The 26032-nt window shown below is 35.9% G+C and carries 28 protein-coding genes; 27 read left to right on the top strand and 1 reads right to left on the bottom strand.

Going from position 1 to position 26032, the window contains the following annotated elements:
• Positions 1–14 precede the first annotated feature (14 nt).
• From BKP35_RS02475 to fni, 8 genes are all read left to right on the top strand, one after another.
• Positions 15–1235: a cell wall hydrolase gene (locus tag BKP35_RS02475; RefSeq protein WP_071311800.1), complete on the top strand. Its 1221-nt coding sequence runs from the start codon at positions 15–17 to the stop codon at positions 1233–1235.
• A gap of 15 nt (positions 1236–1250) precedes the next feature.
• Positions 1251–2597, top strand: a complete 1347-nt coding sequence (gene ypeB / locus BKP35_RS02470) for a germination protein YpeB (protein ID WP_071311799.1) — start codon at positions 1251–1253, stop codon at positions 2595–2597.
• Positions 2598–2851: 254 nt separating this feature from the next.
• Positions 2852–3520, top strand: coding sequence for a flagellar brake protein (locus BKP35_RS02465; RefSeq protein WP_071311798.1), 669 nt, complete (start codon positions 2852–2854; stop codon positions 3518–3520).
• 62 nt (positions 3521–3582) lie between these two features.
• Positions 3583–3774 carry a DUF5359 family protein gene (locus tag BKP35_RS02460; RefSeq protein ID WP_071312219.1) on the top strand — a complete coding sequence of 64 codons (192 nt, stop codon included), beginning with the start codon at positions 3583–3585 and terminating at the stop codon, positions 3772–3774.
• Positions 3775–3923: 149 nt separating this feature from the next.
• The gene (cmk, locus tag BKP35_RS02455; RefSeq protein ID WP_071311797.1) at positions 3924–4586 is read left to right on the top strand and encodes a (d)CMP kinase; all 663 of its coding nucleotides are present in this window, start codon (positions 3924–3926) and stop codon (positions 4584–4586) included.
• A 5-nt stretch (positions 4587–4591) separates the two neighbouring features.
• Complete coding sequence (locus BKP35_RS02450) at positions 4592–5179, top strand: lysophospholipid acyltransferase family protein (RefSeq protein ID WP_211274579.1); 588 nt, start codon at positions 4592–4594, stop codon at positions 5177–5179.
• Positions 5180–5210: 31 nt separating this feature from the next.
• Positions 5211–6359, top strand: coding sequence for a 30S ribosomal protein S1 (gene rpsA / locus BKP35_RS02445; RefSeq protein ID WP_071311796.1), 1149 nt, complete (start codon positions 5211–5213; stop codon positions 6357–6359).
• Between the two features lie 12 nt (positions 6360–6371).
• Positions 6372–7433 (top strand): type 2 isopentenyl-diphosphate Delta-isomerase, encoded by a 1062-nt coding sequence (gene fni, locus BKP35_RS02440; protein ID WP_071311795.1) that lies wholly within the window; start codon positions 6372–6374, stop codon positions 7431–7433.
• A gap of 67 nt (positions 7434–7500) precedes the next feature.
• On the opposite strand, the gene BKP35_RS02435 is transcribed toward fni, so the two are convergent.
• The gene (locus tag BKP35_RS02435; protein WP_071311794.1) at positions 7501–7632 is read right to left on the bottom strand and encodes a YpzI family protein; all 132 of its coding nucleotides are present in this window, start codon (positions 7630–7632) and stop codon (positions 7501–7503) included.
• 365 nt (positions 7633–7997) lie between these two features.
• Between BKP35_RS02435 and BKP35_RS02430 the strand changes: the two genes are divergently transcribed.
• The 19 genes from BKP35_RS02430 to BKP35_RS02340 all read left to right on the top strand — a co-directional run bounded on the left by BKP35_RS02430 (position 7998) and on the right by BKP35_RS02340 (position 25895).
• Positions 7998–8600: a YphA family membrane protein gene (locus BKP35_RS02430; protein WP_071311793.1), complete on the top strand. Its 603-nt coding sequence runs from the start codon at positions 7998–8000 to the stop codon at positions 8598–8600.
• 367 nt (positions 8601–8967) lie between these two features.
• Positions 8968–10281 (top strand): ribosome biogenesis GTPase Der, encoded by a 1314-nt coding sequence (der, locus tag BKP35_RS02425; RefSeq protein WP_071311792.1) that lies wholly within the window; start codon positions 8968–8970, stop codon positions 10279–10281.
• A gap of 56 nt (positions 10282–10337) precedes the next feature.
• Positions 10338–10946 (top strand): glycerol-3-phosphate 1-O-acyltransferase PlsY, encoded by a 609-nt coding sequence (gene plsY / locus BKP35_RS02420; RefSeq protein ID WP_071311791.1) that lies wholly within the window; start codon positions 10338–10340, stop codon positions 10944–10946.
• Between the two features lie 14 nt (positions 10947–10960).
• Positions 10961–11977, top strand: coding sequence for an NAD(P)H-dependent glycerol-3-phosphate dehydrogenase (locus tag BKP35_RS02415; RefSeq protein WP_071311790.1), 1017 nt, complete (start codon positions 10961–10963; stop codon positions 11975–11977).
• A gap of 170 nt (positions 11978–12147) precedes the next feature.
• On the top strand, positions 12148–12438 hold the full coding sequence (locus BKP35_RS02410; RefSeq protein ID WP_071311789.1) for a stage VI sporulation protein F: 291 nt from the start codon (positions 12148–12150) through the stop codon (positions 12436–12438).
• A gap of 549 nt (positions 12439–12987) precedes the next feature.
• On the top strand, positions 12988–13185 hold the full coding sequence (locus tag BKP35_RS02405) for a DUF2768 domain-containing protein (protein WP_071311788.1): 198 nt from the start codon (positions 12988–12990) through the stop codon (positions 13183–13185).
• 213 nt (positions 13186–13398) lie between these two features.
• Positions 13399–14103 carry a hypothetical protein gene (locus tag BKP35_RS02400; protein WP_071311787.1) on the top strand — a complete coding sequence of 235 codons (705 nt, stop codon included), beginning with the start codon at positions 13399–13401 and terminating at the stop codon, positions 14101–14103.
• A gap of 609 nt (positions 14104–14712) precedes the next feature.
• Complete coding sequence (gene spoIVA / locus BKP35_RS02395; RefSeq protein ID WP_071311786.1) at positions 14713–16191, top strand: stage IV sporulation protein A; 1479 nt, start codon at positions 14713–14715, stop codon at positions 16189–16191.
• A gap of 679 nt (positions 16192–16870) precedes the next feature.
• On the top strand, positions 16871–17143 hold the full coding sequence (locus BKP35_RS02390; protein ID WP_071311785.1) for an HU family DNA-binding protein: 273 nt from the start codon (positions 16871–16873) through the stop codon (positions 17141–17143).
• A gap of 340 nt (positions 17144–17483) precedes the next feature.
• Entirely contained in the window at positions 17484–18053 is a 570-nt protein-coding gene (folE, locus tag BKP35_RS02385; protein WP_071311784.1) for a GTP cyclohydrolase I FolE, read from the top strand.
• Positions 18054–18323: 270 nt separating this feature from the next.
• A complete protein-coding gene (mtrB, locus tag BKP35_RS02380; protein WP_071311783.1) occupies positions 18324–18542 on the top strand; it encodes a trp RNA-binding attenuation protein MtrB in 219 nt (72 codons plus the stop codon).
• Positions 18543–18863: 321 nt separating this feature from the next.
• Complete coding sequence (locus BKP35_RS02375) at positions 18864–19688, top strand: heptaprenyl diphosphate synthase component 1 (protein ID WP_071311782.1); 825 nt, start codon at positions 18864–18866, stop codon at positions 19686–19688.
• Positions 19689–19691: 3 nt separating this feature from the next.
• A complete protein-coding gene (locus BKP35_RS02370; RefSeq protein WP_071311781.1) occupies positions 19692–20387 on the top strand; it encodes a demethylmenaquinone methyltransferase in 696 nt (231 codons plus the stop codon).
• 27 nt (positions 20388–20414) lie between these two features.
• Positions 20415–21275, top strand: coding sequence for a UbiA-like polyprenyltransferase (locus tag BKP35_RS02365; protein WP_071311780.1), 861 nt, complete (start codon positions 20415–20417; stop codon positions 21273–21275).
• On the top strand, positions 21272–21874 hold the full coding sequence (locus tag BKP35_RS02360; protein ID WP_211274578.1) for a UbiX family flavin prenyltransferase: 603 nt from the start codon (positions 21272–21274) through the stop codon (positions 21872–21874). Before BKP35_RS02365 ends, BKP35_RS02360 begins: the two co-directional genes overlap by 4 nt.
• On the top strand, positions 21871–22725 hold the full coding sequence (locus BKP35_RS02355) for a menaquinone biosynthesis protein (RefSeq protein WP_084031412.1): 855 nt from the start codon (positions 21871–21873) through the stop codon (positions 22723–22725). The genes BKP35_RS02360 and BKP35_RS02355 overlap by 4 nt, the downstream gene beginning before the upstream one ends.
• A 16-nt stretch (positions 22726–22741) precedes the next feature.
• Positions 22742–23713 carry a heptaprenyl diphosphate synthase component II gene (gene hepT, locus BKP35_RS02350; RefSeq protein ID WP_071311778.1) on the top strand — a complete coding sequence of 324 codons (972 nt, stop codon included), beginning with the start codon at positions 22742–22744 and terminating at the stop codon, positions 23711–23713.
• A 504-nt stretch (positions 23714–24217) separates the two neighbouring features.
• Positions 24218–24661 (top strand): nucleoside-diphosphate kinase, encoded by a 444-nt coding sequence (ndk, locus tag BKP35_RS02345; RefSeq protein ID WP_071311777.1) that lies wholly within the window; start codon positions 24218–24220, stop codon positions 24659–24661.
• A gap of 460 nt (positions 24662–25121) precedes the next feature.
• Complete coding sequence (locus tag BKP35_RS02340) at positions 25122–25895, top strand: CheR family methyltransferase (RefSeq protein WP_071311776.1); 774 nt, start codon at positions 25122–25124, stop codon at positions 25893–25895.
• Positions 25896–26032 lie beyond the last annotated feature (137 nt).

The following is a 26032-nucleotide window of genomic DNA, read 5'->3' as shown; positions in this document are numbered from 1 at the left end:
GGAGGTTGAACAACATGATTAAAACAGTAGGAAAAGTTCCTCTTATCATTTTATTATGTTTTTTTGCATTCTCCACTGTTATTAATACTTCTACAGTAGAAGCCTTTTCTGAACAAATTATTCAGAAAGGGGCAACAGGGGATGATGTAGTTGAATTACAGTCAAGGCTCCAATATATCGGTTTTTATGACGGAACCATTGACGGAGTATATGGATGGGGGACATATTGGGCAGTGAAAAAATATCAAGATGAATTTGGTCTTGAAGTTGATGGCCTTGTAGGTCCTAAAATGAAAGCTATGCTCGAAAAAAGTACAGATTTTGACTATGAATGGGTTCACCGTCAGTTTTATGAAGGAAGAAAATTTACCCATTACGGTAAAACACCTAAAGAAATTCAAAGTGGGCCTGAAGGTAGTCGAATTCCCCCTTTAGAACAAAAAAGAAGACAGCAAAAGGCACAAGAAAAAGCACAACCAACACCAACACCACCAGCGCCAGGAGAAGCGCCACCAGCGCCAGGAGAAGCGCCACCAGCGCCAGGAGAAGCGCCACCAGCACCAGGAGAAGCGCCACCAGCGCCAGGAGAAGCGCCACCAGCGCCAGGAGAAGCGCCACCAGCGCCAGGAGAAGCGCCACCAGCGCCAGGAGAAGCAGCACCAGCGCCAGGAGAAGCAGCACCAGCACCAGGAGAAGCGCCACCAGCACCAGGAGAAGCAGCGCCAGCACCGGGTGAAGCAGCACCAGCACCGGGTGAAACACCAGAAGAACCAGTAGAAGAAGTGCCAGAAGAACCGGTGCCTGAAGAAGAGGTGGTTCCAGAAGCAGATCCAGAAGATGGGCCAGATGTTGAAGAAGCGATGAATGTACCAGAAGGATTTTCTGACAATGATATACAAATCATGGCTCAAGCGGTTTACGGTGAAGCACGTGGGGAGCCATACATTGGTCAAGTTGCAGTGGCCGCGGTTATTATAAATCGTATTAATAGCCCTACATTTCCAAATACGGCATCAGGCGTTATTTTTGAACCGAGAGCATTCACGGCAGTTGCTGATGGTCAAATTTATATGGATCCAGATGAAACGGCACGTAGAGCAGTTATTGACGCGATAAACGGTCAAGACCCATCAGGAAATGCAATGTATTATTTTAATCCGGATACCGCAACTTCCGGTTGGATTTGGACGAGACCGCAAATCAAAAAAATCGGTAAACATATTTTCTGTAAATAACGGAGGTGAGTAAAGATGGTACGAACTATTTTAGTAACTGTATTAGCAGTTGCCGTTGTATCAACAGCATTTTGGGGATATCAAGAACATCAAGAGAAAAATTCAATTCTCATTAAAGCCGAAAACAATTATCAAAGAGCTTTTCATGATTTAACATACCATTTAGATCAGTTGCATGATGAAATTGGATCAACATTAGCGATGAATTCAAGGGATCAACTTTCCCCTTCGTTAGCTGAAGTTTGGAGAATAACATCAATGGCACAAAATGACTTAGGTCAATTACCGTTAGCTTTAATGCCATTTAGTAAAACAGAAGAATATTTATATAAAATTGGCCAATTTAGCTATCGCAATGCAATAAGGGACTTGGACAATGAACCACTATCAGAAGAAGAGTATCAAACATTAGAGCAACTTTATGAACAAAGTGGAGAGATCCAAAAAGAAATGAGACAAGTTCAATCTATGGTACTAAACGAAAATCTTCGCTGGATGGATGTTGAATTAGCTCTCGCTTCTGAAGAGGAGCCGTTAGATAATGCGATTGTTAACGGGTTTAAAATTGTTGATGAAAAAGTAGAAGGTTTTAGTGAAGTTGAGTGGGGATCAGAATTACCACAGCTTCAGCAAAATGATGAAGCACTTAAAGAGCGCTTAAATGGAGAACAAATATCCGAAGAAGAGGCAAAAGAAATTGCATTAAATTTTGTGCAATTAGAAAATGTAGAAGTTGAAATTGAAGAGACTGGTGAAGGGTTAGCTTATGAATCATTTAGTATAAAAATAAATGACCCTGAACATGAAGTAGATATATATATGGATATATCCCAAAAAGGTGGTCATCCGATTTGGCTCCTACAAGATCGACAAGTCGGTGATGCAGCGATTAGTTTAAATGAAGCTTCGGAAAGAGCGAAAGAGCTTTTAGAAAGAAATGACATTAACGATATGCAGCTCGTAGACAGTAAACAATATAACTCTGTCGGTGTATTTAATTTTGCTTATTTAAAAGATAATGTGAGGGTTTATCCTGACTCAATTATCATTGATGTTTCGTTAGAAGATGGCGAAATCATCGGATACGAAGCATCTGCTTACTTAACCAATCACCGCGATAGGGACGTTGAAGAACCATCAATTTCATTAGAAGAAGCAAAGGAAAGTTTAAATCCAGCATTAGAAGTAATGGAGCATCATGTGGCGATGATCAAAAACGATCTTGGCGAAGAAGTTTTAGCTTATGAATTTTTTGGTGTAATTAATAATGATACGTATCGTATTTTTATTAATGCAGCAAACGGCGAAGAAGAAAAAGTTGAAAAACTTGATCATGCAGAACCAGTATATCGTTCAACGTAAATAAATAATTTAAGGCTACCCGAAATATGGGTGGCCTTTTTTGTTGGTTAGTTGATTTGTTGGCTAGAACCCTCGCCCGAATTTTAACGTTAAATGGTGACGGGACTACCGGCATGATCGTTTTGTATGAAAAAAAGGCGGATGATTTCGTGAGCGCTCACTTAAAGTCTACCCGGATTTAGATTTTTTTGCTAAGATGGTATGTAGATAAGCAAGTTAGATAGATAAAACATTTTTGGAAGGAAGTAGTAACCTTGCTGAATATCGGTGATACGATTATTTTAGAAATAGAGGATTATAGTGAAGAAGAAAAAAAGCGATTTAAATGTCGGCTCGTTGATCGGGTGAAAGAGTTTCTTTTCATTGATTACCCCATAAATGAAAAAACAAAAAGAGTTGGTTTCTTCCATGATGGTACACAATTTAATGCTTCTTTTATTGGCAAAGATCAAGTAGTGTATCTTTTTCAAACAGAGTTACTAGCAAGAAAAAAAGGAAACATTCCGATGCTTGTTTTAAAAGACCCTGGTAAAGAAAATTATATTCGCATACAGAGAAGGCAATATGTAAGAGTAAATGTGTCCATCGATGTGGCGGCGCACCCTCTAAAAGCCTCTTTTTCTCCATTTGTCTCAGTTACTGCGGATATTAGTGGTGGTGGTATTGCGATCATACTTCCGAAAGATCAATATTTACCAGTCGGAAAAGAGGTTGAGTGTTGGTTATCTTTACATATGCAAACTGGCGAAATAAAGTATATTAAAGCTGCTTGTCACGTAATTCGTATTATTTCTGAAAAGGATAGCCCAAGAGAAAAAGCGTGTATGCAGTTTGTTAATATCAATGAAGGGGATAGGCAGACGATTATTAGGTATTGTTTTGAAAGGCAACTTTATTTAAGAAAAAAAGGTTTAATAGAATAAAACATGATTGACTGATTCAAACTAACCTTAAATAAAAAGGTAGAAAAAGGATTATGGTGATCATGCATATTTTAAAAAAAATTGAATCTGTCATAGTGAAAATTACATGTTTACAATTTTTATTTTTAATTTTAGCGCAGTTACTTTTAAGGAATAAGGAGATTGCACCTTATTTAAGTAAAACTGTTTTTTCAGAAGGTGTATTTTTTGAATCTGTATTACGTGTAATGGAAACATTAGACCATTTCGGCTGATTATGGTATTATAATTAAAGGAATTTTATCGAATTTCAACTAAACTGAGCTTATATATTTAGGGAAATATTCGATAAAACGATCGACATTTTTTCATATTAGGCTACCATAAAAGAGTTGTGAAATAGTCATAATAATAGAGGTGTTTTATGAAAGAAAAAATTAATATTGCGATAGATGGTCCTGCTGGAGCAGGAAAAAGCACTGTAGCCAAATTAGTAGCCCGAAAGCTAGGCTACGTATATATTGATACAGGTGCAATGTATCGTACTCTTACATATAAAGCGATTAAAAGTGGAGTCGACCTCCATGATAACGGAAGTTTAAATCAGTTATTAAGTAAAGCCAAGATTGAGCTTACACCAGAGGGCAAAGTTTTCATGGGTAGCGAAGAAGTAACCGAACTTATTCGTACTGATGAGGTGACAAACTCTGTTTCTTTTGTAGCTAGCCAAAGTGATGTTCGCTTTGAAATGCTTACTAGACAGCAGGAAATGGCAAAGCAAGGTGGAACTGTAATGGATGGACGTGACATCGGCACAGCAGTTTTACCTAATGCCGAGGTTAAAATATTTTTATCAGCTACAGTTGAGGAACGCGCCAAAAGGCGTTATGAAGAAAATCTCGCTAAAGGTTACCCATCCGATTTTGAACAATTAAAACAAGAAATCGCTCTAAGGGATAAACGTGACTCGGAAAGAGAAACTGCACCATTGAAAAAAGCAGATGATGCTATAGAAATTGATACTACCAATTTGTCAATTGACGAAGTTGTAGTAGCAATCTTACGTATAGTGGAAGAAAGGTCTTGATAAGGGTGGACTTGTATAAAGTTGGACAAACAGTATGCCGAAGTTACTTATCAACACTCTATAAAGTTGAAGTCATCGGCAAAGAAAACATTCCAAGCGACAAAGGAGTTCTTCTTTGTTGCAACCATATTCACTTATTAGACCCTCCTTTATTAGGGTCATACTTAGAGCGCCCGATACATTATATGGCGAAAGCAGAATTATTTAAAATCCCAGTTTTAAATTATTTAATTAAAAAGTTTCACGCTTTTCCTGTAAGAAGAGGCATGAGTGATAAACAAGCATTACGAGAAGGTATAAAGGTATTAAAAGATAATAACGTGTTAGGTATATTTCCTGAGGGTACAAGAAGTAAAACGGGAGAACTTGGTAAAGGTTTAGCAGGGGTTGGGTTCTTTGCGTTAAAAACGGATGCGTTAGTTGTACCAAGTGCAATTATCGGTCCTTATAAACCTTTTGGAACAGTTAAGGTTGTATACGGAAAACCTCTAGATTTTAAAGCGTTAAGAGAAGAGAAGGTTTCTAGTGAAACTGCGACGAACTATATAATGGATGCTATTGGAGACTTAATAAAAGAACATAAAAATTCGTAGTCTGTTTAAATTAGAGGGAGGTAATTGACAAATGAGTGAAGAAATGATGAATGAAATGGCAGAGGTGAAAACCTTTACTGAAGGAGACATTGTTTCAGGGAAGGTAACGAAAGTAGAAGATAAAAGTGCTTTCGTCAATGTAGGATATAAAGTGGATGGTGTAATTCCTATCAGCGAGTTATCAAGCCTTCACATTGAGAAAGCAAGTGAGGCTGTAGCCGAAGGTGATGAACTTGAATTGAAAGTAATCAAAGTGACAGATGAAGAAATTGTTTTATCAAAACGTGCAGTTCAAGCTGAAAAAGCATGGGAAGATTTAGAACAAAAGTTTGAGAGTGCAGAAGTTTTTGAAGCTGAAGTAGCTGATGTAGTGAAAGGCGGATTAGTCGTAGACTTAGGCGTGAGAGGCTTCATTCCTGCTTCATTAGTTGAAAGACATTTCGTTGAAGACTTTTCTGATTATAAAGGAAAAAAATTGAGACTAAAAGTCGTTGAGTTAGATAAAGAAAATAAAAAACTAATCTTATCTCAGCGAGCTGTTCTTGATCAAGAAGTAGAATCACAAAAGCAACAAGCTTTGGAGGATTTGGATGCTGGACAAATTGTTGAAGGTACTGTGCAACGATTAGCAGACTTCGGTGCGTTTGTAGATATCGGTGGAGTGGATGGATTAGTTCATATTTCGCAAATGGCACATCACCGAGTGGAATCTCCTTCCGATATTCTTAAGGAAGGTGACAAAGTTAAGGTTAAAATTCTTTCTGTAGATGTAGAGAATGCTCGTATCTCATTGTCAATTAAAGATACGTTACCAGGACCTTGGGAGCATGTAGCTGAGGAAATTAAGGTAGGTGACGTAATTGAAGGTGAAGTGAAACGACTAGTTTCGTTTGGTGCTTTTGTTGAAGTGGCGCAAGGTGTTGAAGGTCTTGTTCATATTTCGCAAATCGCAAATCGCCATATTGCTACACCTAGTGAAGTATTAAAAGAAGGTGAAAAAGTTAAAGCGAAAGTTTTAGATATAAATATTCAAGAAAAAAGAATTTCTTTAAGTATTAGAGAGCTTGTAGAAGCTGCAGAAAAAGCAGAAATTCCAACGAAGAATTACGAACGTGAAGAAGACTCTAGTGGATTTTCATTAGGCGATATGATTGGAGATCAACTTAAAAAGTATAAATAGTGGGTGAAGGTTTTGGACAGAGCTTCTAGAAAGATCGAACATATTAAACATACATTAAAACTGTCTAGTGTTGAATCGCGACCTTTCGATGAAATTAAGTTTGTTCATCAAAGCATCCCAAACATTAATGTTGATGAAGTTGAAATTAATACTACTGTCGGCGAACTAAATATAAGTTCGCCGATTTTTATCAATGCGATGACTGGCGGTGGTGGTGAACCAACGATCCGAATAAATCGGGCTTTGGCTAGACTAGCAAAGAAGAATGATATGGGAATGGCTGTAGGTTCCCAGATGGCCGCTTTAAAAGATCGTAATGAGCGTCGTTCGTTTGAAGTTGTACGAGAAGAAAATCCAAATGGAGTAATTATTAGTAACTTGGGGAGTGAAGCAACCGTTGAACAAGCAAAAGCGGCGGTTGAAATGATTGATGCTAATGCGTTGCAAATCCATTTAAATGTTATTCAAGAGCTAGTAATGCCGGAAGGGGACCGCTCATTTTCGGGAACGCTCGATAGAATTAAAGCAATTGTCGAAGGTCTCTCTGTTCCAGTGATAATTAAAGAGGTAGGGTTTGGCATAAGTAAGGAAGTGGCTACTAAGCTTGCTAATATTGGTATTAAAATAATTGATATAGGTGGCTACGGAGGAACAAACTTTGCTAAAATTGAAAATTTGAGACGTGACGATACTTTTGATTTGTTTAACGATTGGGGGATCTCAACTGCTGCTTCTATTTGTGAAGTGAAGGCTACACACCCGTTCATTTCAGTCATAGGAACAGGTGGAATAAAAACAGGTTTAGACATAGCTAAAGCAATTAGCTTAGGAGCTTCAGCTGTAGGTATTGCAGGTTTGTTTTTAAAGCAATTTCATGAAAATAATTTTGAAGGTTTAGAAGCTACTGTTGAAAAGTTACATTTTGAATTAAAAATGGTAATGACCGCCCTTGGAGTGAAAAATATTGATGATTTAAGGAAGGTACCGATAGTCATTAGTGGTGAAACTTATCATTGGTTAGAACAACGAGGGATTACAACTAAAAATTACGCTTTAAGGGTAAAGCTGAATTAATTAAAAAAGAGGAGACTGAAGTGTCTACCTCTTTTTTATAATGTTTTATTTGGGCTTGGCTATCGTATTACCGCTGTCGTTTTTTTGCCGCTTCAGGCCCCTCTAACTTTGCAGCACCTTCATAACCTAAACTTTGATCACGGTCAGATTGCACTTTTCCTGATGTTTTTAACTTCTTTTCTTGTCGGTCCTTTCCCATCTACCTTCACCCCTTTCTCCTTTAGCTTTTGTTAAAAAGGTGAAGGTATTCATTTGCAATTACATACAAAACCTTCATGACGATTATCTTCACCATCTAGAATGTAAAAGGCGGGTGATTTCCTTCACTTCGCTGTGACCTTCTAAAGAATTTCAGAGGCTCGTTCACGAAATCACCCGCCTTTTTTCATACAAACATGACGATTAATCGCCACCATCAAGAATTTAAAAGTCAAGGGGACCAACAAACCAACAAACCAACAAACCAACAAACCAACAAACAAACTAATAAAGTTTTCTGAAATTTGTTTTTCCTTTGATTATTAATGCTATTTTCTACCTATAATGAGAATGGAGGAGATAGTAATGGAAGGAATTTATTTTTATTGGTTCATATGGATTGCTTGGATTTATACGACGTTTATGATGGATAAAACAAGAACGAGATTAATCGTTGCGCTAGTTTTATTATTTTCAATTATATTATCAAATAAAGAAATCCCACTATTTTCGTTAACAGTAAATGCTACAATCTTATTTTATTTATTAGCAAGTTATTTCATAGTTTCACAAAAGAAATGGCTTAAAATTATATATTATGTATGTGTTAGTTTAATTTTAACAAGTTCTTACGTTACTTTTAAACTTTTTCAAATATTTGATCCTGTCTGGGTAATGTTTCATCCAACGTTTAAGTTATCTTTGATATTATTATTATTGACATTAACTTTAGTGAAAGAACAGATGCTTAGAGTTGCCCTAGTTGTAATAACGGTTACTCAAGGAGAGATCATTTATACACTATTTTTAAATAGTTTAGTTACCGATTTTGGGATAGGAAAATTTGAAAGTTTAGATATAATTGCAATAACAGTTGGTTTTACTTACATATGGTATTCATTCGAAAACTTTGTAAAGTGGCTCGATTTATTTGTAAAGCAAAAATTGTCTACCGGTACAGTAAAATAAACAAACTTGGAAGGATGTCTAGCTGCAAGACGCTTCACTGAATATGCCGCAGTGGAGTTTTGCGACGAGTAATCGCAGGAGCAGGTGCCATGTGCTTTTCTTGTCTAGCTCCAGGCGCCATCGGCTCGACCGCTTCAGACCTTCCCTTGCGGTCTAAAACCTGACCGCTACAGGAAGGTCTTCCACCGGTTTTCCCCGATAGGCAGGCGCCATGCGCTTTTCTTAATAATGTTGTCTATTTATAGTGTTTTTTGGTAAAATGGATAAGCTAAGATTTAGAGGAAACTTGTGGGTGCCCAAAAACAAAAGTGTCAGACACTTATGGGACGCTCCTTTGTTACAGATTGGATTGAAGGAAGGTAATTTTATGACAAAACCAGTAGTTGCAATTGTAGGACGGCCAAATGTCGGTAAATCAACGATTTTTAATCGAATTGTTGGGGAGAGAGTATCGATTGTAGAGGATATGCCTGGTGTTACTCGAGATCGTATTTATAGTTCGGGAGAGTGGTTAAATCGGGAATTTAACCTCATAGATACAGGTGGCATTGAATTAAGTGATGAACCGCTTCTTGTTCAAATGAGACAACAAGCTGAATTAGCTATTGAGGAAGCAGATGTAATTGTTTTTATCGTTAATGGAAGAGAAGGTATAACCGGTGCCGATGAAGAAGTTGCAAAGCTGTTATTTCGTTCAAAAAAACCAATTGTACTTGCCGTCAATAAAGTTGACAACCCTGAAATGCAAGAACAATTATATGAATTTTATTCATTAGGGATGGGTGATCCGATTGCCATTTCAGGTGCGCATGGCTTAGGTTTAGGTGACTTACTAGATGAAGTGATTAAGCATTTTCCAGAGCTGGATGAGCAATTGTATGATGAAGAAACGGTTCGAGTTTCGCTAATCGGTCGACCAAATGTTGGTAAGTCGTCGATTGTAAATGCGATTTTAGGTGAAGATCGCGTTATTGTAAGTAATATCGCTGGAACAACAAGAGATGCAATAGATACACCGTTTTCTAGAGATGATCAAGACTATGTGTTAATTGATACAGCTGGTATGAGAAAAAAAGGAAAAGTGTATGAAAGTACCGAAAAGTATAGTGTATTAAGAGCACTAAAGGCAATTGAACGTTCGGATGTTGTTTTAGTTGTTTTAAATGCTGAAGAAGGTATTATTGAACAAGATAAAAAAATTGCTGGCTACGCCCATGAAGCAGGCAGAGCTGTTATTATTGTTGTAAATAAGTGGGACGCGCTTGAGAAAGACGATAAAACGTTACAAGAGTTTCATCAGAAAATAAAAGATCATTTTTTATTTTTAGATTATGCACCAATTCTTTTTGTATCTGCTAAAACGAAACAACGCTTACATACAATTTTACCAATGGTAAGTGAGGTAGCAGAAAATCATAACTTGCGAGTGCCTACAAATGTCTTAAACGACTTAATTATGGACGCTGTCGCAATGAATCCTACGCCAACCGATAAAGGGAGACGTCTAAAAATAAATTATGTTACTCAGGTAGCTGTAAAGCCGCCTACATTTGTTCTGTTTGTAAACGAACCTGAGCTGTTACATTTTTCTTATGAACGCTTTTTAGAAAATCGTATTCGAGCGACATTTGAATTTAAAGGAACGCCTATAAGGATTCTAGCTAGAAAAAAGAACGATTAAATATTTTGATTCATCCAAACGTGCTTTTAGTAATAAAAAACTAGGGGAGTAAAAAGATGACGATGATTATATTTTCTGCGGTAGTAGGATATCTACTTGGCTCTATTAGTTTCAGTTATATTATCGCTAAAAAAGTAAAAAAAGTAGATATACGTCAACACGGTAGTGGAAACGCCGGGGCAACAAATACCCTCCGTGTTTTGGGGACCGGGCCTGCTATTTTAGTCCTTTTATGTGACGCCTTAAAAGGGATAATAGCGGTTCTTATCGGCTTATATTTAGCTGGAGAAGGTTTAGCACCCGCATTAGCCGGACTCATGGCAATCGTAGGGCATAATTGGCCGGTATTTTTAAAGTTTAAAGGTGGAAAAGGTGTTGCTACTACTATAGGAGTATTAGCAACACTCGTCTTTCTTCCTGCTTTATATGCAGGGATTATTGCTATTGTTAGTATTGTTATTACTAGGTTTGTATCTCTTGGGTCGCTGCTTTTTTTAATTGGAACTACGTTGCTTACGATTGTTTTCCGTGATTACTTTATTTATCCGATAGAGTATGTGTATTTATTATTAATTGTTACAGCTTTATCATTTTGGAGACATAGATCAAATATTTCTAGATTACTAAGTGGAACTGAAAATAAAGTCGGTAAAAAAGTAAAGTAATGGAGGGAATAAAGATGGCTCATATAGCGGTTATTGGTGCAGGTAGTTGGGGAAGTGCATTAAGTATTGTTTTATCTGATAATAAGCATCATGTACGGTTATGGGGAAGAGATGAAGACCAAATTAATGAAATTAATGAGAAACGGACAAACCAAAAATATTTACCTGAAATTCATTTGCCAGAAAATATCGTAGGATATACTGACTTGGCAAAAACGGTAGATGGTGTTGAGGCGATTTTAATTGTTGTTCCAACAAAAGCAATTAGACAAGTACTTCAGGAAATGAAGCCTAGCTTAAAAACAGCTGTTACCTTTATTCATGCGAGTAAAGGAATTGAACCTGATAGCTTAAAACGTGTTTCGGAATTGATAGAAGAAGAAATTCCACAACAGTTAAGAAAGTCTGTTGTCGTTTTATCGGGCCCAAGTCATGCAGAAGAAGTAAGTCTTCGCCAGCCTACGACAGTAACTAGCTCTTCTTTGCAGATTGAAGAAGCGGAGTATGTGCAAGATTTATTTATGAATAAGCATTTTCGTGTATATACGAACCCCGATTTAATTGGTGTTGAAATTGGGGGAGCGTTAAAAAATATCATCGCATTATGTGCTGGTTTAACGAACGGTTTAGGTTTTGGAGATAATGCGAAGGCGGCTCTTATGACAAGAGGGTTGGCGGAGATCGCTCGACTTGGAATCAAGTTAGGCGCTAATCCACTCACATTTGCCGGTCTTTCAGGATTAGGTGATTTAATTGTCACGTGCACTAGTGTTCATAGTCGCAATTGGCGAGCGGGGAATATGTTAGGAAAAGGTATGTCCTTAGATGAAGTATTAGAAAATATGGGAATGGCAGTAGAAGGTGTCCGTACGACCAAAGCAGCCTTCCAATTGGCTAAGCTAGAAGAGGTTGAAATGCCGATAACTTCAGTTTTATATGATGTGTTGTTTAATGATAAACATCCTAATGATGCAGTTGAAGAGCTAATGGGGCGTGTTAAAACGAATGAAGTGGAAGATTTAAGTTTATAACGTTTTTACGCTTTTCTATTTTTAGCCAGGCTGAAAAGATGCTTAAACACTTTACCTCTGCTTGCAGTGTAAGATCTATACTACTGTGAGCGCAGGTGAAGTATTTTTTAGGTTTTCTAGTCCTTTAACGCTTTTCTATTCACAATGTTTTCCTTATTGCATATGATATGATGAAACTTATTCTTAGGGAGGACATCACTGTGGATAAAAACAATTCTTTTTTTGATAACCTTGAAAAGAAAACCAATGTGAAGCAAGAGGACATTTTTAATTTAGCTAACTCAGTAAGTGGTGCTAATTTTAAAGACGAACAAACAGTAAGGAATTTAATTCAACAAGTAGCGAAACTTGCGAATAAACCAGTTTCTAAAGAAAAGGAAGATGAATTAGTAAAGGCAATAGTTAATAACAATATGCCGATGGATTTTGGGACTCTTGCTAAGATGTTCGGGAAAAAATAGCCTTATATAGGCGAGTGTTGTCTACGATTTCTTTTATACATGCATATACTGAAACGGAACGAACATCAACAAGGGCTCTTTTTAGGACTATTGTATTTAGCGGAAATCATAAAGAAAAGCCCCTTTCTTTATAGTTCTATAAAGTAAAAATTTAAAGTATTAAAGTTGCTAGTTGATTAGCATTCGTTCTAAATCATTTGGTTGCTCATTAGAGCAACCATTTTTTTGTTTAGTAGATTAAAAGACTTTTTAATTTAAAAACAGTGTATACTGTGCTATAATGATGCGGCATTAAGTAATGGTTTGTTATGAAAAAAGGAGGGCGATTTTCCTGAACGAGCCTCTAAAACTCGATAGAGGTTTACAGCGAAGAGAAGGAAATCCGCCGCCTTTTCCATATTAGATAAAAATGATCCTGCGGTTATTCGTCGCAAAGCTGGATGGAGTATTCTCAAAGCTGTATTCCATGGTGTGCTTGAGGTCAATAGCTTTGGTGACGATAAATCGTCATGAAGATTTTGTAATCATGTAAAATGGAGGAGATCGCTAATGTCTGAAGGTTTAATTAAAATGTACGTAACCTTTATTACGATGGGTTTAATGTTTTTTGCAGTTGTTGGTTCCTATGTAGCTAGAGAAAAACTAAAAGGAATTATGCAGAAAATCGTTCTTTTTTTCGCATTTATTTGTATGATTTTTGCAGGTTTTTTAATCTTATTAATTGTATTTAATGTCCCAGCAGTTTAAAATGAAAGGAAAATATTGTTATTATTAAAGGTTCTTTTCGTAAAGATTGTTGGTTTTACTATAAATTTGGTTGGTAAATGACTTATTTTCATGGGATTATGGTTTTTACAGAAAACGAAAAGATGCCAACCCTTGAAATTACTTGGAATTATGGTTAATTTGAAAAGCAACAATTAATACGAAAACAGCGTTATTAAAAGAGGTTTGATTATAATGAAAAAAATTCTCCTGCTTTCTATGATACTTATATTAACGGGTTGTTTATATCCTGATGAAAAAAGAGTCGAAAATCAAGTTCCATTTGAGGAACAAATTAATTTAGTTGAACAGGCAGTTGTTCAGTATCGTTTAGAAAATCAAGTATTGCCAGTTCGATATTCTGAAAAAGAAACGAATCCATTTCAACAATATTTAATTGAATTTCATAAACTAGTCCCAAGATATATTCAGAACGCGCCAGGTAATTCATTTGAAAACGGCGGGGTGTATCAATACGTTTTAGTTAATGTAGAAGAAGACCCTAAAGTGAAATTGATTGATTTAACGATTACGCGAAGAATTCAAGAGTTCCAAAGAACTGTTAATGAATATCGTCGTAAAAATCGTTTCGCACCTGTAGAAGAGGTTGTTTCGACTAATGTGTTTTTATTAGACCATGAAAAGCTAAATCTAGAAGAAGCACCGACCGTCAATAGCCCATTTCATCCTGATCATCGCCTTCCTTTATTAATGGACGGAAATGGAACCGTCATTGTGGACTATACTTTAGATCTCAATTATGCTTTAAATAAATTTGAGCATCAATTACAACCTGGTGACGATATTCGCTCGATATTAGTTGAATATTTCTTTTTCGTTCCGCAAAATTCAGTTCCGTATACGTTAGAAGATGGAAAAGTTGTTTTTGCAAATGAATAGATTGAATCTCATATAACCATAAGTTAGCTCTAGTTGCAGAATGATTTACTTAAGTAGATGTACCAGTGCTAATTCAACATTATGAAATTCATTGACATAATGAATTTCATAATTCAATATTATCACTTTTAGGTAACTATATGTAGCTGCGTTAATTCGTTCGCAACTACATATAGTTTGATATGGCTCGATTTAGGTAATTATGAAATTTACTCAAATAAATTTAATAAAATAGTTATATAAAGCCTCAATCCACATATATATACAAAAAGGAAGGGGGCTTTTTTTTGTGCGTTAAAAATTTGTGAATTTTTAACAACCATCTACATAAAGCCACTAATGAAAGATAATTCGAACATTGTACCGACTGGAGGAAAATGTATAAGTAGATGATGACTAGTTAAAGATTTTATTTTAAATTTTATCTTGATGACATGAACTTTTTTTAAACTAGTGTCATATTTGTTGGACAACATCATAAATATATATTGTCCGAGGTTGTACCAATGAGAATAACGTAAGCTTCCACGATAAAAGCTTTATAGATTAATAATTCAAGAATTATGTCGTGGATGAAATATTTTAAACAAATGATCGGGAGGGGATCACGTGGAAAAAGTTGATATCTTCAAAGATATCGCTGAAAGAACGGGTGGCGATATTTATTTAGGAGTGGTGGGCTCCGTTAGAACAGGAAAGTCGACTTTTATTAAAAAGTTTATGGAACTTGTGGTCATTCCAAACATTGAGAATGAGTCAGAAAAAGCGCGAGCTCAAGACGAATTACCACAAAGTGCGGCTGGAAAACAAATTATGACAACAGAACCAAAGTTCGTACCTAACCAGGCTGTACAACTTCATGTTGATGAAGGGCTTGACGTAAATGTTAGACTTGTTGATTGTGTTGGTTATACAGTTCCAGGGGCTAAAGGTTACGAAGATGAAAATGGCCCAAGAATGATTAATACGCCTTGGTATGAAGAACCTATTCCTTTTCAAGAAGCAGCTGAAATCGGTACTAGAAAAGTAATTCAAGAACATTCTACATTAGGTGTAGTCATTACTACGGATGGGACGATTGGGGAAATTCCGCGTTCTAGCTATATTGAGTCAGAAGAAAGAGTAATTAGTGAATTAAAAGAAGTAGGAAAGCCGTTTATTGTTATCGTAAATACTGTACGTCCACACCATCCAGAAACAGACGCATTAAGACAAGAGCTTAGTGAAAAACATGACGTACCAGTGTTGCCGATGAGTGTAGAAGGTATGAATGAACAAGACATTAACAGTGTATTAAGAGAAGTACTCTTTGAGTTCCCAGTTCATGAAGTAAATGTAAATTTACCGAGTTGGGTAATGGTTCTAAGAGAAGATCATTGGTTACGAAAAAGTTATGAAGATGCAGTGCAGGAAACTGTAAAAGATATTAAGCGTCTAAGGGATGTAGATCGAGTAGTAGGGCAATTTGGTGAATATGAATTTATCGATCATGCTGGTTTAGCGGGGATTGAGATGGGGCAAGGGGTAGCTGAAATTGACCTGTATGCTCCGGATGATTTATATGATCAAATTTTAAAAGAAGTAGTTGGTGTAGAAATTAGAGGCAAGGATCACCTTCTGCAACTGATGCAAGATTTTGCGCATGCTAAATCAGAATATGATCAAGTCGCCGATGCATTAAAGATGGTTAAGCAAACAGGTTATGGTATTGCAGCACCGACCGTTAATGATATGAGTTTAGATGAACCTGAAATTATTCGTCAAGGGTCACGCTTTGGTGTTAGACTGAAGGCTGTTGCTCCATCCATTCATATGATTAAAGTGGATGTGGAATCTGAATTTGCACCAATTATCGGTACAGAAAAGCAAAGTGAAGAGCTTGTTCGCTACTTGATGCAAGACTTTGAAGAAAACCCACTCTCTATTTGGAACTCCGACATTTTTGGACGTTCATTAAATTCGATTGTTAGAGAAGGGATACAAGCGAAGTTATCATTAATGCCTGAAAATGCTCGCTATAAGTTAAAAGAAACGTTAGAAAGAATTATTAACGAAGGTTCAGGTGGGCTCATCGCAATTATTTTATAAGGTAAAGCTATAAAAATTATGCTATAGTGTCTGTTGACCTTATAGACTATAGATAGTATCGTGTTTAATACACCATCTATTTATAGCCTATAAGGCAACAGACATTTTTTGTTTGTAACGGTTAGTTGGCTAGTTGATTAGTTGGTTTGTAGAAAGTTGGAAAGCGCGACCTGATTATCACTTACTAGTGACGGACTGCCGTCATGCAGGTTTTGTAAGAAAAAAGGCGGATGGTTTCGTGAACGAGCCTCTGAGATTCGTTAGAAGGTCACAGCGAAGTGAAGGAAATCATTCGCCTTTTACATTTCAGAAAGAGATGCTCCTGCGGTTACTCGTCGCAAAGCTGCATGGAGTATATTCTAAGATGTATCTCATGGTGTAATTGAGGTCAGTAGCTTTGGTGACGGTTACCGTCATAAGGGTTTTGTATGAAAGTTGCTAAACTGGTAAACATATGATAAGATTTCCATCAATTACTTAAATTTCTTTAACAAAAGTTAACAATATCGGTAAAAAAGTCTTAAAAATCCAATGAATTCGCTAAAATATATTGAAATATTGTCGATGATCGTTTAATATAAGGCTTGTTATTCAGTATTTATTAAAATAACAAGTATAAAACTTGCTAAAATGTGCAAGTAATTGAATAACACTGAATTTTTGGGAGGAGGTGAATTTCATGAATAAAACAGAACTAATTAATGCAGTAGCTGAGAAGTCAAGTCTTTCTAAGAAAGATGCTACTAGTGCGGTTGATGCTGTATTTGAAGCTATTACTGACTCTCTTCAAAGTGGGGATAAAGTACAATTAATCGGATTCGGAAACTTCGAGGTGCGTGAGCGTGCTGCTCGTAAAGGTCGTAACCCTCAAACAGGTGATGAAATCGAAATCGCTGCTAGTAAAGTTCCAGCGTTTAAACCAGGTAAAGCCCTTAAGGATGCTGTAAAGTAATTTTATACATAAGAGGGCAAGAAGAGTCGTTTTTCAACGCCTCTTCTTTTTTTTGTATGAAAATGTCCGGACGAATTCTCGAGTGAGCCTCTAAAACTCGATAGAGGTTTACAGCGAAGCGAGAGAAATCGGCCGGCATTTACTTTTTAGATGGTGACGATATATCGTCATGAGAGTTTTGTATGAAAAAGAGATGGTCGATCGAATTACTTGCAGGTTTAAGATTTGCTTTGGTAATGTTTGCTATGCTATGATTTTTAACAAGTAAAGCTACAAGCTTTTACAAAAGCGCTAACGCTTTCATTTACATAATAATGCCATTGACTGGAGGAAAGTAGTTTTGAGTAATTTTGACCATAAAAAAATTGAACAAGCAGTAACAATGATATTAGAAGCGATCGGTGAAGACCCAAATAGAGAAGGTTTGTTAGATACTCCGAAACGAGTTGCTAAAATGTATGAAGAAGTATTTCAAGGTTTAAATCAAGATCCAAAAGAACATTTTGCTACGGTGTTTAGTGAAGAACATGAGGAATTAGTTCTTGTGAAAGATATTCCGTTTTATTCGATGTGCGAACACCATTTAGTTCCTTTTTTCGGAAAAGCCCATGTAGGTTATATTCCAAAAGGGGGAAAAGTGACAGGTTTAAGTAAATTAGCAAGAGCTGTTGAAGCTGTTGCTAAACGCCCACAACTACAGGAAAGAATAACATCGACAATCGCTGATTCAATGGTAGAGACGCTACAACCTTTAGGGGTGATTGTTGTTGTTGAAGCTGAACATATGTGTATGACGATGAGAGGCGTGAAAAAGCCTGGTTCATCCACAGTGACGTCTGCTGTAAGAGGAGCTTTTGAAAATAATAGTACAGCAAGAGCAGAAGTATTATCACTTATAAACTGCAAGTAGTATGAATGCTAGAAATTTCGTCGAAATGTTATATGAAAATTATTCAAAATATAACATTTTATACTGAAAAATGGTTACTTTAAGTATGAGGTGATTTTATGAGAAATAATAGTCGAACACAACTGTTGAGTTGGATCATTCCGATCGTATTAATCCTTATCGGTGTTTACATGATTTATATGTATATCATGTAAAGTTTTGTTTGACAATTACCATATACTAAAGTAATAGTTAAGATATAAAATAAACTCGTTTTGGGGAGGATCATAAATGGCTGGAAGCGATGATTTCATTGTTATAAAAGCAAAAGAAAATGGTGTCAATGTGATCGGTTTGACTAGAGGCTCTGATACACGTTTTCATCACTCAGAGAAATTGGACAAAGGTGAAGTAATGATTGCTCAGTTTACTGAACATACTTCTGCAATAAAAATACGCGGTAAAGCAATGATTCAGACAAGTCATGGCGAGGTCGAGACTGATGAATAAAAGCAGGATTGCCCCTGCTTTTATTTTTTTGACATGGTAAGAAAGGATAATATCAGGATAATATCGTACTTATGCTTCTTTTAAAGTTATGTTATACTGTTATTGTCTTTTTTTTCACAATCAAATTTTGGGGAAAATTGTTTTTTTCTAAAGAATAAGCAAGTATAAAATATTTGAACTTGGAAATGTGTCTAGCTCCAGCGCCTACGAGCTCGGTCACTTCAGTCCTTTTCGGAAGCCAAAAAGCGGCTTCTGTCAAAGGCCTTCCAGTGCCTTTCGCTCGTGACCAAGGCGCTTGCGCTTTTCTTGGGGGGACTTAAGATGATTTTAATTAACTATTTAAATGATGAGATAAAGCAGATTAAAGAACGATTTTATCAAAGGATCCACCATCCTTATATTACTAAGTTTTTAGAAGACCCCGTTTTAGATGATGATCGTTTATATATTCTTTATACATTGCTTCAAGAAATGAAGCTAAGTAAGGACAGTGTGAATGACTATGTGATTACTACTTTATTAGTACAAGCAGCACTAGATACTCATGAAGGAGTTTCTACTTCTCATCTAGATTCGGACACAGGTAAAAAACAGAGGCAATTAACGGTTTTAGCTGGGGATTATTATAGTAGTCTTTATTACTTTTTACTTGCAAAAATTAGTGATATTACGATGATCCGCATACTTGCTGATTCGATTCAAGAAGTCAATGAATCGAAGATGAGTTTTTACAAAAAAAATCATCAAGATATTTCACGGTCTATTGAAGACGTTAAGAGGATTGAATCTTCTCTTATACAAAAAATTGCAGAGCACTTTAAATTACAAAATTGGAAAACAGCAGTAAGTGAGTTTTTCTTTTTCAAACGTTTAATCGCAGAAAGAAGCATGCTTTTAAAAGGCTACCAAGTTCCGTTGATCGATGCGATTGTTAATGAAGATGATACAAGCTATATTAGTTATAAAAATGATGATCGTCTCAAACATAGCTTAGAACTTTGTGATAAATATATTGATCAATCGAAAAGAAAGTTGATATCACTGTGTGAACAACCGTCCACAATCAACTCTTTTATTATTTCAAGAGTTGATCAACTACTACTTGAGATCGGATTTTTAAAAGAAAAAGTCGCGGAAGAAGGGTAAAAAATGGCGCAATCAAAAGAAGAACGAGTACATCAAGTATTTGAAACTATTTATAAAAAATATGATAAAATGAATTCAATCATTAGTTTTCAACGCCATATTGCATGGCGTAAAGATACGATGAAACGAATGAACGTCCAAAAAGGTGATCAAGCTCTTGACGTTTGTTGTGGGACAGCCGATTGGACGATTGCTTTAGGTGAAGCAGTAGGCCAAGAAGGAAAAGTTTATGGTTTAGATTTTAGTAAAAATATGCTATCAATCGGGAAGGAAAAAGTTCGTTCGTTACCACAAATTGAATTAATACACGGGAACGCGATGGAACTTCCTTTTGATGATAATCAATTTGACTTTGTCACGATTGGTTTTGGTTTAAGAAATGTTCCTGATTATATGCAAGTGTTAAAAGAAATGAATAGGGTGTTAAAACCTGGTGGGAAAGTGGTTTGTTTAGAGACGTCACAACCAACAGCAGTAGGGTTCAAGCAATTATATAATTTTTACTTTAAACATGTTATGCCGCTGTTTGGAAAAATGTTTGCTAAAAGCTATAATGAATATTCGTGGTTGCAAGAATCGACAATGTCTTTCCCTGATAAAGAAAAGCTAGCAGAAATGTTTAAGAGTGCAGGGTTTAAAAGTGTTGAGGTGAAATCGTATTCAGGCGGAGTTGCTGCGATGCATCTTGGAGTGAAATAAAGAGAGAGAAAGACTGGAGAAATTGTAATGAAAAAGATAAAGATAATATTAGAGATGATAAAGTTTGAACATACTGTATTCGCATTACCATTTGCATTTTTAGGTGCAGTCTTAGGAAGTTTATTAATCAATGGTAGTTGGCCAACGGCATCACAATGGTTATGGATCACTTTGGCTATGGTAGGAGCAAGGAGCGCTGCCATGGCCTTAAATCGTGTTATTGATGCCAAAATTGATAAGGCCAATCCGAGAACGAAAGACCGTGCAATACCAGCAGGTTTAATTTCTACGTTTGAAACAACCGCTTTTATTATTGTCTCATTTGCGTTACTATTTTATTCAGCATATCAGCTTAATATGTTAGCTGTTTATTTATTGCCGATTGCTGTATTTTTCCTAGTTATATATTCCTATACGAAGCGATTTACTTGGGCTTGTCATTTAGTATTAGGGATAACGATTGGTATTGCTCCATTAGGGGGCTGGGTAGGTGCTACTGGTACGTTAACTTTTGATGCTATACTTCTTTTTATAGGAGTGGCATTATGGACAGCTGGCTTTGATGTGATTTACGCTACTCAAGACGCTGATTATGATAAAAATGTACGGCTATATTCGATCCCCAGTTATTTTGGGATTGCAAAAGCACTTAAGATTGCAAAAGCGATTCATATTGTAAGTTTTATTGCTTTTGTTAGTTTATTCTTTGTTACACCTCTTGGATGGATTTACTTAATAGGTGTCCTCATTTCCGGTGGAATAATGGTTTATGAGCACTCATTAGTAAAACCGAATGACCTTTCAAAAGTAAATGTGGCATTTTTTACGATGAATGGTATTTTAAGTATCGTTATGCTTGTATTTACGATTGGAGATTTAATGTTATGATAAAAGAGAGAATTTTCACCGTAGGGATTACCGGGGCAAGTGGTGCGATTTACGGGATTCGCCTCGTACAAGAACTTTTAAAAGCAGATTATAAGGTTCATTTAATGATTACCGAAGCTGGCTGGCAAGTGTTTAAAGAAGAGCACGGCTATGATACGAGTGATCGTGATCAACTTTTAAACGAACTTTTTGGTCACGATAATAGCAATCTTTATTACCATACGTTAAGAGAATTCACTGCTCCAATTGCAAGTGGCTCATATCGAAACGAAGGAATGGTCATCATTCCATGTTCGATGGGGACGTTATCTAGTGTAGCAAGTGGTGCGTCTTCGAACTTATTAGAAAGAACAGCAGATGTAATGTTGAAGGAAGGTAGGAAACTTTTATTAGTTCCGAGAGAAACGCCTTTAAATCAAATTCATCTTGAAAATATGTTAAAAGTATCAAAAGTTGGAGGCAAGATTATCCCAGCAATGCCAGGCTTCTATCAACTTCCTCGTACGATGGATGATTTAATTAATTTTGTAGTTGGAAAAGTACTAGATAATATAGGTGTAGAACATCAACTCTTTACCCGATGGGGGGATTTAAAATGAGTTTAGTTGTTGGAGAAATTTCATACACGAATATGCTACCGCTTTATTATTATTTAGATCGTGATCACTTAAATAAATTAGGTTGTATGTTTATTCCTCAAGTTCCCTCTCAATTAAATGCAGGGATGTCAAAAGGGATAATCGATGTAGGGGGTATATCTTCGTTTTCATACGGCGAACATGTTGATAAGTATACAATTTTACCCGATTTATCAGTTTCATCACCGCAAAGTGTGGGCTCTATTTTTCTTTTCTCTAAAGTGCCATTAACACAACTAGATGGGAAAAAAGTTGCTTTAACATCGAGCTCAGCTACATCTGTTAATCTTTTAAAAATTATATTACAAACTTTCTATGGTTTAAATGTAGAATATGAAGTGATGAAACCAGATTTCGATGAGATGTTAAAAGATCATGATGCCTGCCTTTTAATAGGGGACGATGCGATCTTGACGTTTTGGAATTTAAAAGAAAAAATTCATCGTTATGATTTAGGTCAAATGTGGTATGAACATACGAAGTTACCAATGACTTTTGCAGTTTTAGCTGTTCGTAACGATATTTTAGAAAAAGAAAATCACCGAATTGCCACTTTATTTGATAATTTTATAACAAGTAAGAAAAAATGTATTGAAAATAATTACTCAGAAATGATATCCTCTATCAGACAAGACTTTGGGGGTTCAAAATCATTTTGGGAAAATTATTTTCATGGATTAAATTATGATTTAAGTGAAAGGCATATTGAAGGTTTGTATCATTATTATGATCTTGCTACTGATTTAAGCTTATTAAAAAAAGTTAACACAATATCATTATGGAGTGCATTAGATCGTTGTCATTCCATTTAATATTAAGGTGGAAAGCATGAAGTTAACGGACATTTATTGGCATTTACGCTCTGATATTTCAAAAATAGAGAAGGAACTCGAGGCGACAGTTGATGCTAAGCATCCAATTTTAAAAAAAGCCTCGTCACATTTATTAAAGGCTGGCGGGAAGCGAATCAGGCCTGTATTTGTTTTGCTTGCTGCTAAGTTTGGTAATTATGATATTGAGAAAGTAAAACAAGTTGCCGTTCCACTAGAATTAATTCACATGGCTTCTCTCGTTCATGACGATGTGATTGATGATGCTGACTTACGAAGAGGGAAAAAAACGATTAAGTCTAAGTGGGATAATCGCGTGGCTATGTATACTGGAGATTATATTTTTGCAAGAGCGATTGAAATGACGACAAATTGTAATAAACCAGAAGTTCATCAAATTTTGTCTGATGCTATGGTTGAAATGTGTATTGGAGAAGTTGAACAAATACGTGATCAATATAATTGGAATCAAAACTTTCGTATATATTTAAGAAGAATAAAGCGCAAAACGGCTTTATTAATTGCAGTTAGCTGTAGGTTAGGTGCTTTAGCCGCTGATGCTCCAAGGGATGTTCAGTTGAGCTTATATCGATACGGTTATAACGTAGGTATGGCTTTCCAAATTACTGACGATATTTTAGACTTTGTAGCTACTGAAAAGGAGTTGGGTAAACCTGCGGGAAGTGATTTACACCAAGGGAATGTTACCTTACCTGCACTTTACAGTATGGAGCATGATGAAGAGTTACGTTCCTTTATTATGAAAATGATTAAAGGAGATAAGCCTGATAAAAAAGTGATGAAAGTAATCATTGATAAGATTAAGGCATCAGGCGGTGTTGATTACTCACTAGAAGTAAGTGATCGTTATTTAAATAAAGCATATAAAGAACTAGAAAATCTCCCAGACATTCCAGCAAAAGACTCCTTTTATCAAATTGCACAATATATTGGTAAAAGAAAGTTTTAATTGAGTGAATTTCATAATTACCAAAAACGTGCCACATTGCACAATATATAATTAGTTTGCGAATGTTTTTGACGCAACTATATAGTGATCTTCGTGGCGAAAATAATGAATTATGAAATTCATTAAATTGAATAAATGAATGAAATTTGGGTATATACTTAGTCGTATATACCTTTTTTGTGTTTTAGTTGGCTAGTTGGTTGGTTAGTGGTTAGTTGGAAAGTTGGAAAGATAGCACATGAATTTTACGCTTAAAATGTTGGAGCTAGAACTTCATGAGGGGTTTTGTATGAAAAAAGCGGGTGCTTTTGCGAACGAACGTCTGAGATTCGTTAGAAGGTCAAGGTGAAGTGAGGGAAAGCACCGCCTTTTTCCCTATTAGCTGGGGGGTGGAATGTCGTCAGGAGAGATTATAAATATTGAATATATTTATAAAATTTGTTATAATTAAAAATGTCGAAATTTTATAATTACATACATATTGAGAGAGTGAGGTTATTTAAAATGGAAAGAACATATTTAATGGTTAAACCAGATGGTGTACAAAGAAATTTAGTCGGAGAAATTGTTTCAAGATTTGAAAATAAGGGGTTTCAGTTAGTAGGAGCAAAATTGTTAACGGTTACAAAGGAAATGGCAGAAACTCATTATGCTGAACATAAAGAGCGTCCATTTTTTGGTGAGCTTGTCGATTTTATTACTTCTGGACCGGTGTTTGCAATGGTTTGGGAAGGTGAGAATGTCATTAATACAGCACGTAAAATGATGGGTGCTACAAACCCGGCTGATTCAGATCCAGGAACTATTCGTGGTGACTATGCAGCAAAATTAAGTATGAATGTTATTCACGGATCTGATTCTCCTGAAAGCGCAGACCGTGAAATTGGTATTTTCTTTAAAAATGAAGAATTAATTAGTTACGAAAAAACAATTAACCCTTGGGTTTAACTTTATAAAAAAGGCTAAGCGAAAAAGCTTAGCCTTTTTTTGTTGGTTTGTTGGCTTGTTGGTTAGTTAGAAAGGAAAAAATACCCTTTTATATGTTAATAGGGTATGCTCTTGCGTCTCTTAGTAATGCTTCGAAGCAGACTTCCTTGTCGCAAAGCATCTTGGTCGAAGGATATTCCATCGTGTGAATGGTCAGTAGCGTTGGTGACGAAGGATTGTGGTGAGTGTTTTGTATAAAAAAAGAATGCTCGGTCGATTTTCTTGAGTGAGCCTCTAAAGCTCGATAGAGATTTACAGCGAAACGAAAGAAAGTCGACCGACATTTTTTCATATTAGATGGTGACGTTATTCGTCATGTTGGTATTGCATGAAAGTAAGTTTCTCTAGTAACAAATACTAAAGTATGATATAAAGATATATAAATAAATGAGATTTGTCTTCTAAAAAGGGGAACAGTATAATGGATGATTATCAACGTTTTATAGAAAACATTAAAGGAAAAACAGGTATTGATTTATCCTTATATAAAGAAGCGCAAATGAAGCGTCGTCTCACGTCATTGAGAGATAAGCGCGGGTTTAATGATTTTCATAGTTACTTTAATTCAATGATTAAAAGCCATGAGTTATTTGATGAACTTCTTGAAAGGATGACAATCAATGTTTCAGAATTTTATCGTAATCCTAAACGTTGGGAAGTATTTGAGAAGAAAATATTACCTCGTTTAATGGAGAATAGTAAAAGGGTGAAAATTTGGAGTGCTGCTTGTTCCACAGGGGAAGAACCATATACATTAGCGATGATACTTTCTAAATATACCACTCCTTCCAATATTAGTATATTGGCTACAGATTTAGATAGAGCAATCTTAGAACGTGCTAAAGTTGGTTTTTACACTGATCGTTCCATAAAAGATGTGCCAAAAGATGTACTTAAAAAGCATTTTATCCATGATGAAATGGGCTATAAAGTAAAGGATGATATAAAAAAGCTCATTAATTTTAAAAATCAAAATTTATTATCGGATCGGTTTGATACAAATTTTGACTTAATCGTTTGTCGTAATGTCATGATCTATTTTACAGAAGAAGCTAAACACGAATTATATCATAAGTTTTGCGCTGCACTAAGACCTGGTGGAGTATTATTCGTTGGGAGCACGGAACAAATTTTTAATCCAACTGAATATGGCTTTGAAACGGAAGATACCTTTTTTTATCGCAAAAAAGGCTAATGATAAATAACGGAAAGAATGCTCGGTCGATTTCCTTGAGCAAGCCTCTAAAATTTGCTTAAAACTTTAAGCGAAGACAGAGAGAATCGACCGGGATTTTTTATAAGATTAAAAAGCAATAAAAATTTTATAAAAAT

Origin of the sequence: Anaerobacillus arseniciselenatis, assembly GCF_001865995.1 — a bacterium.
GTDB lineage: Bacteria > Bacillota > Bacilli > Bacillales > Anaerobacillaceae > Anaerobacillus > Anaerobacillus arseniciselenatis.
Note: the sequence above shows the minus strand (reverse complement) of the source record. Positions and strands in the feature narration are given on the sequence as shown.

Excerpts from the sequence above, each read along its gene's own strand:
- BKP35_RS02365 (WP_071311780.1), top strand. The coding sequence starts at position 20,415 with ATGAAAAAGATAAAGATAATATTAGAGATGATAAAGTTTGAACATACT.
- BKP35_RS02430 (WP_071311793.1), top strand. The coding sequence starts at position 7,998 with ATGGAAGGAATTTATTTTTATTGGTTCATATGGATTGCTTGGATTTAT.
- hepT (WP_071311778.1), top strand. The coding sequence starts at position 22,742 with ATGAAGTTAACGGACATTTATTGGCATTTACGCTCTGATATTTCAAAA.
- plsY (WP_071311791.1), top strand. The coding sequence starts at position 10,338 with ATGACGATGATTATATTTTCTGCGGTAGTAGGATATCTACTTGGCTCT.
- BKP35_RS02400 (WP_071311787.1), top strand. The coding sequence starts at position 13,399 with ATGAAAAAAATTCTCCTGCTTTCTATGATACTTATATTAACGGGTTGT.
- BKP35_RS02370 (WP_071311781.1), top strand. The coding sequence starts at position 19,692 with ATGGCGCAATCAAAAGAAGAACGAGTACATCAAGTATTTGAAACTATT.
- ypeB (WP_071311799.1), top strand. The coding sequence starts at position 1,251 with ATGGTACGAACTATTTTAGTAACTGTATTAGCAGTTGCCGTTGTATCA.
- cmk (WP_071311797.1), top strand. The coding sequence starts at position 3,924 with ATGAAAGAAAAAATTAATATTGCGATAGATGGTCCTGCTGGAGCAGGA.
- BKP35_RS02475 (WP_071311800.1), top strand. The coding sequence starts at position 15 with ATGATTAAAACAGTAGGAAAAGTTCCTCTTATCATTTTATTATGTTTT.
- ndk (WP_071311777.1), top strand. The coding sequence starts at position 24,218 with ATGGAAAGAACATATTTAATGGTTAAACCAGATGGTGTACAAAGAAAT.
- BKP35_RS02415 (WP_071311790.1), top strand. The coding sequence starts at position 10,961 with ATGGCTCATATAGCGGTTATTGGTGCAGGTAGTTGGGGAAGTGCATTA.
- BKP35_RS02355 (WP_084031412.1), top strand. The coding sequence starts at position 21,871 with ATGAGTTTAGTTGTTGGAGAAATTTCATACACGAATATGCTACCGCTT.
- BKP35_RS02360 (WP_211274578.1), top strand. The coding sequence starts at position 21,272 with ATGATAAAAGAGAGAATTTTCACCGTAGGGATTACCGGGGCAAGTGGT.
- der (WP_071311792.1), top strand. The coding sequence starts at position 8,968 with ATGACAAAACCAGTAGTTGCAATTGTAGGACGGCCAAATGTCGGTAAA.
- mtrB (WP_071311783.1), top strand. The coding sequence starts at position 18,324 with ATGGCTGGAAGCGATGATTTCATTGTTATAAAAGCAAAAGAAAATGGT.
- rpsA (WP_071311796.1), top strand. The coding sequence starts at position 5,211 with ATGAGTGAAGAAATGATGAATGAAATGGCAGAGGTGAAAACCTTTACT.
- BKP35_RS02340 (WP_071311776.1), top strand. The coding sequence starts at position 25,122 with ATGGATGATTATCAACGTTTTATAGAAAACATTAAAGGAAAAACAGGT.
- BKP35_RS02405 (WP_071311788.1), top strand. The coding sequence starts at position 12,988 with ATGTCTGAAGGTTTAATTAAAATGTACGTAACCTTTATTACGATGGGT.
- BKP35_RS02390 (WP_071311785.1), top strand. The coding sequence starts at position 16,871 with ATGAATAAAACAGAACTAATTAATGCAGTAGCTGAGAAGTCAAGTCTT.
- BKP35_RS02410 (WP_071311789.1), top strand. The coding sequence starts at position 12,148 with ATGAAACTTATTCTTAGGGAGGACATCACTGTGGATAAAAACAATTCT.
- BKP35_RS02435 (WP_071311794.1), bottom strand. The coding sequence starts at position 7,632 with ATGGGAAAGGACCGACAAGAAAAGAAGTTAAAAACATCAGGAAAAGTG.
- BKP35_RS02460 (WP_071312219.1), top strand. The coding sequence starts at position 3,583 with ATGCATATTTTAAAAAAAATTGAATCTGTCATAGTGAAAATTACATGT.
- BKP35_RS02375 (WP_071311782.1), top strand. The coding sequence starts at position 18,864 with ATGATTTTAATTAACTATTTAAATGATGAGATAAAGCAGATTAAAGAA.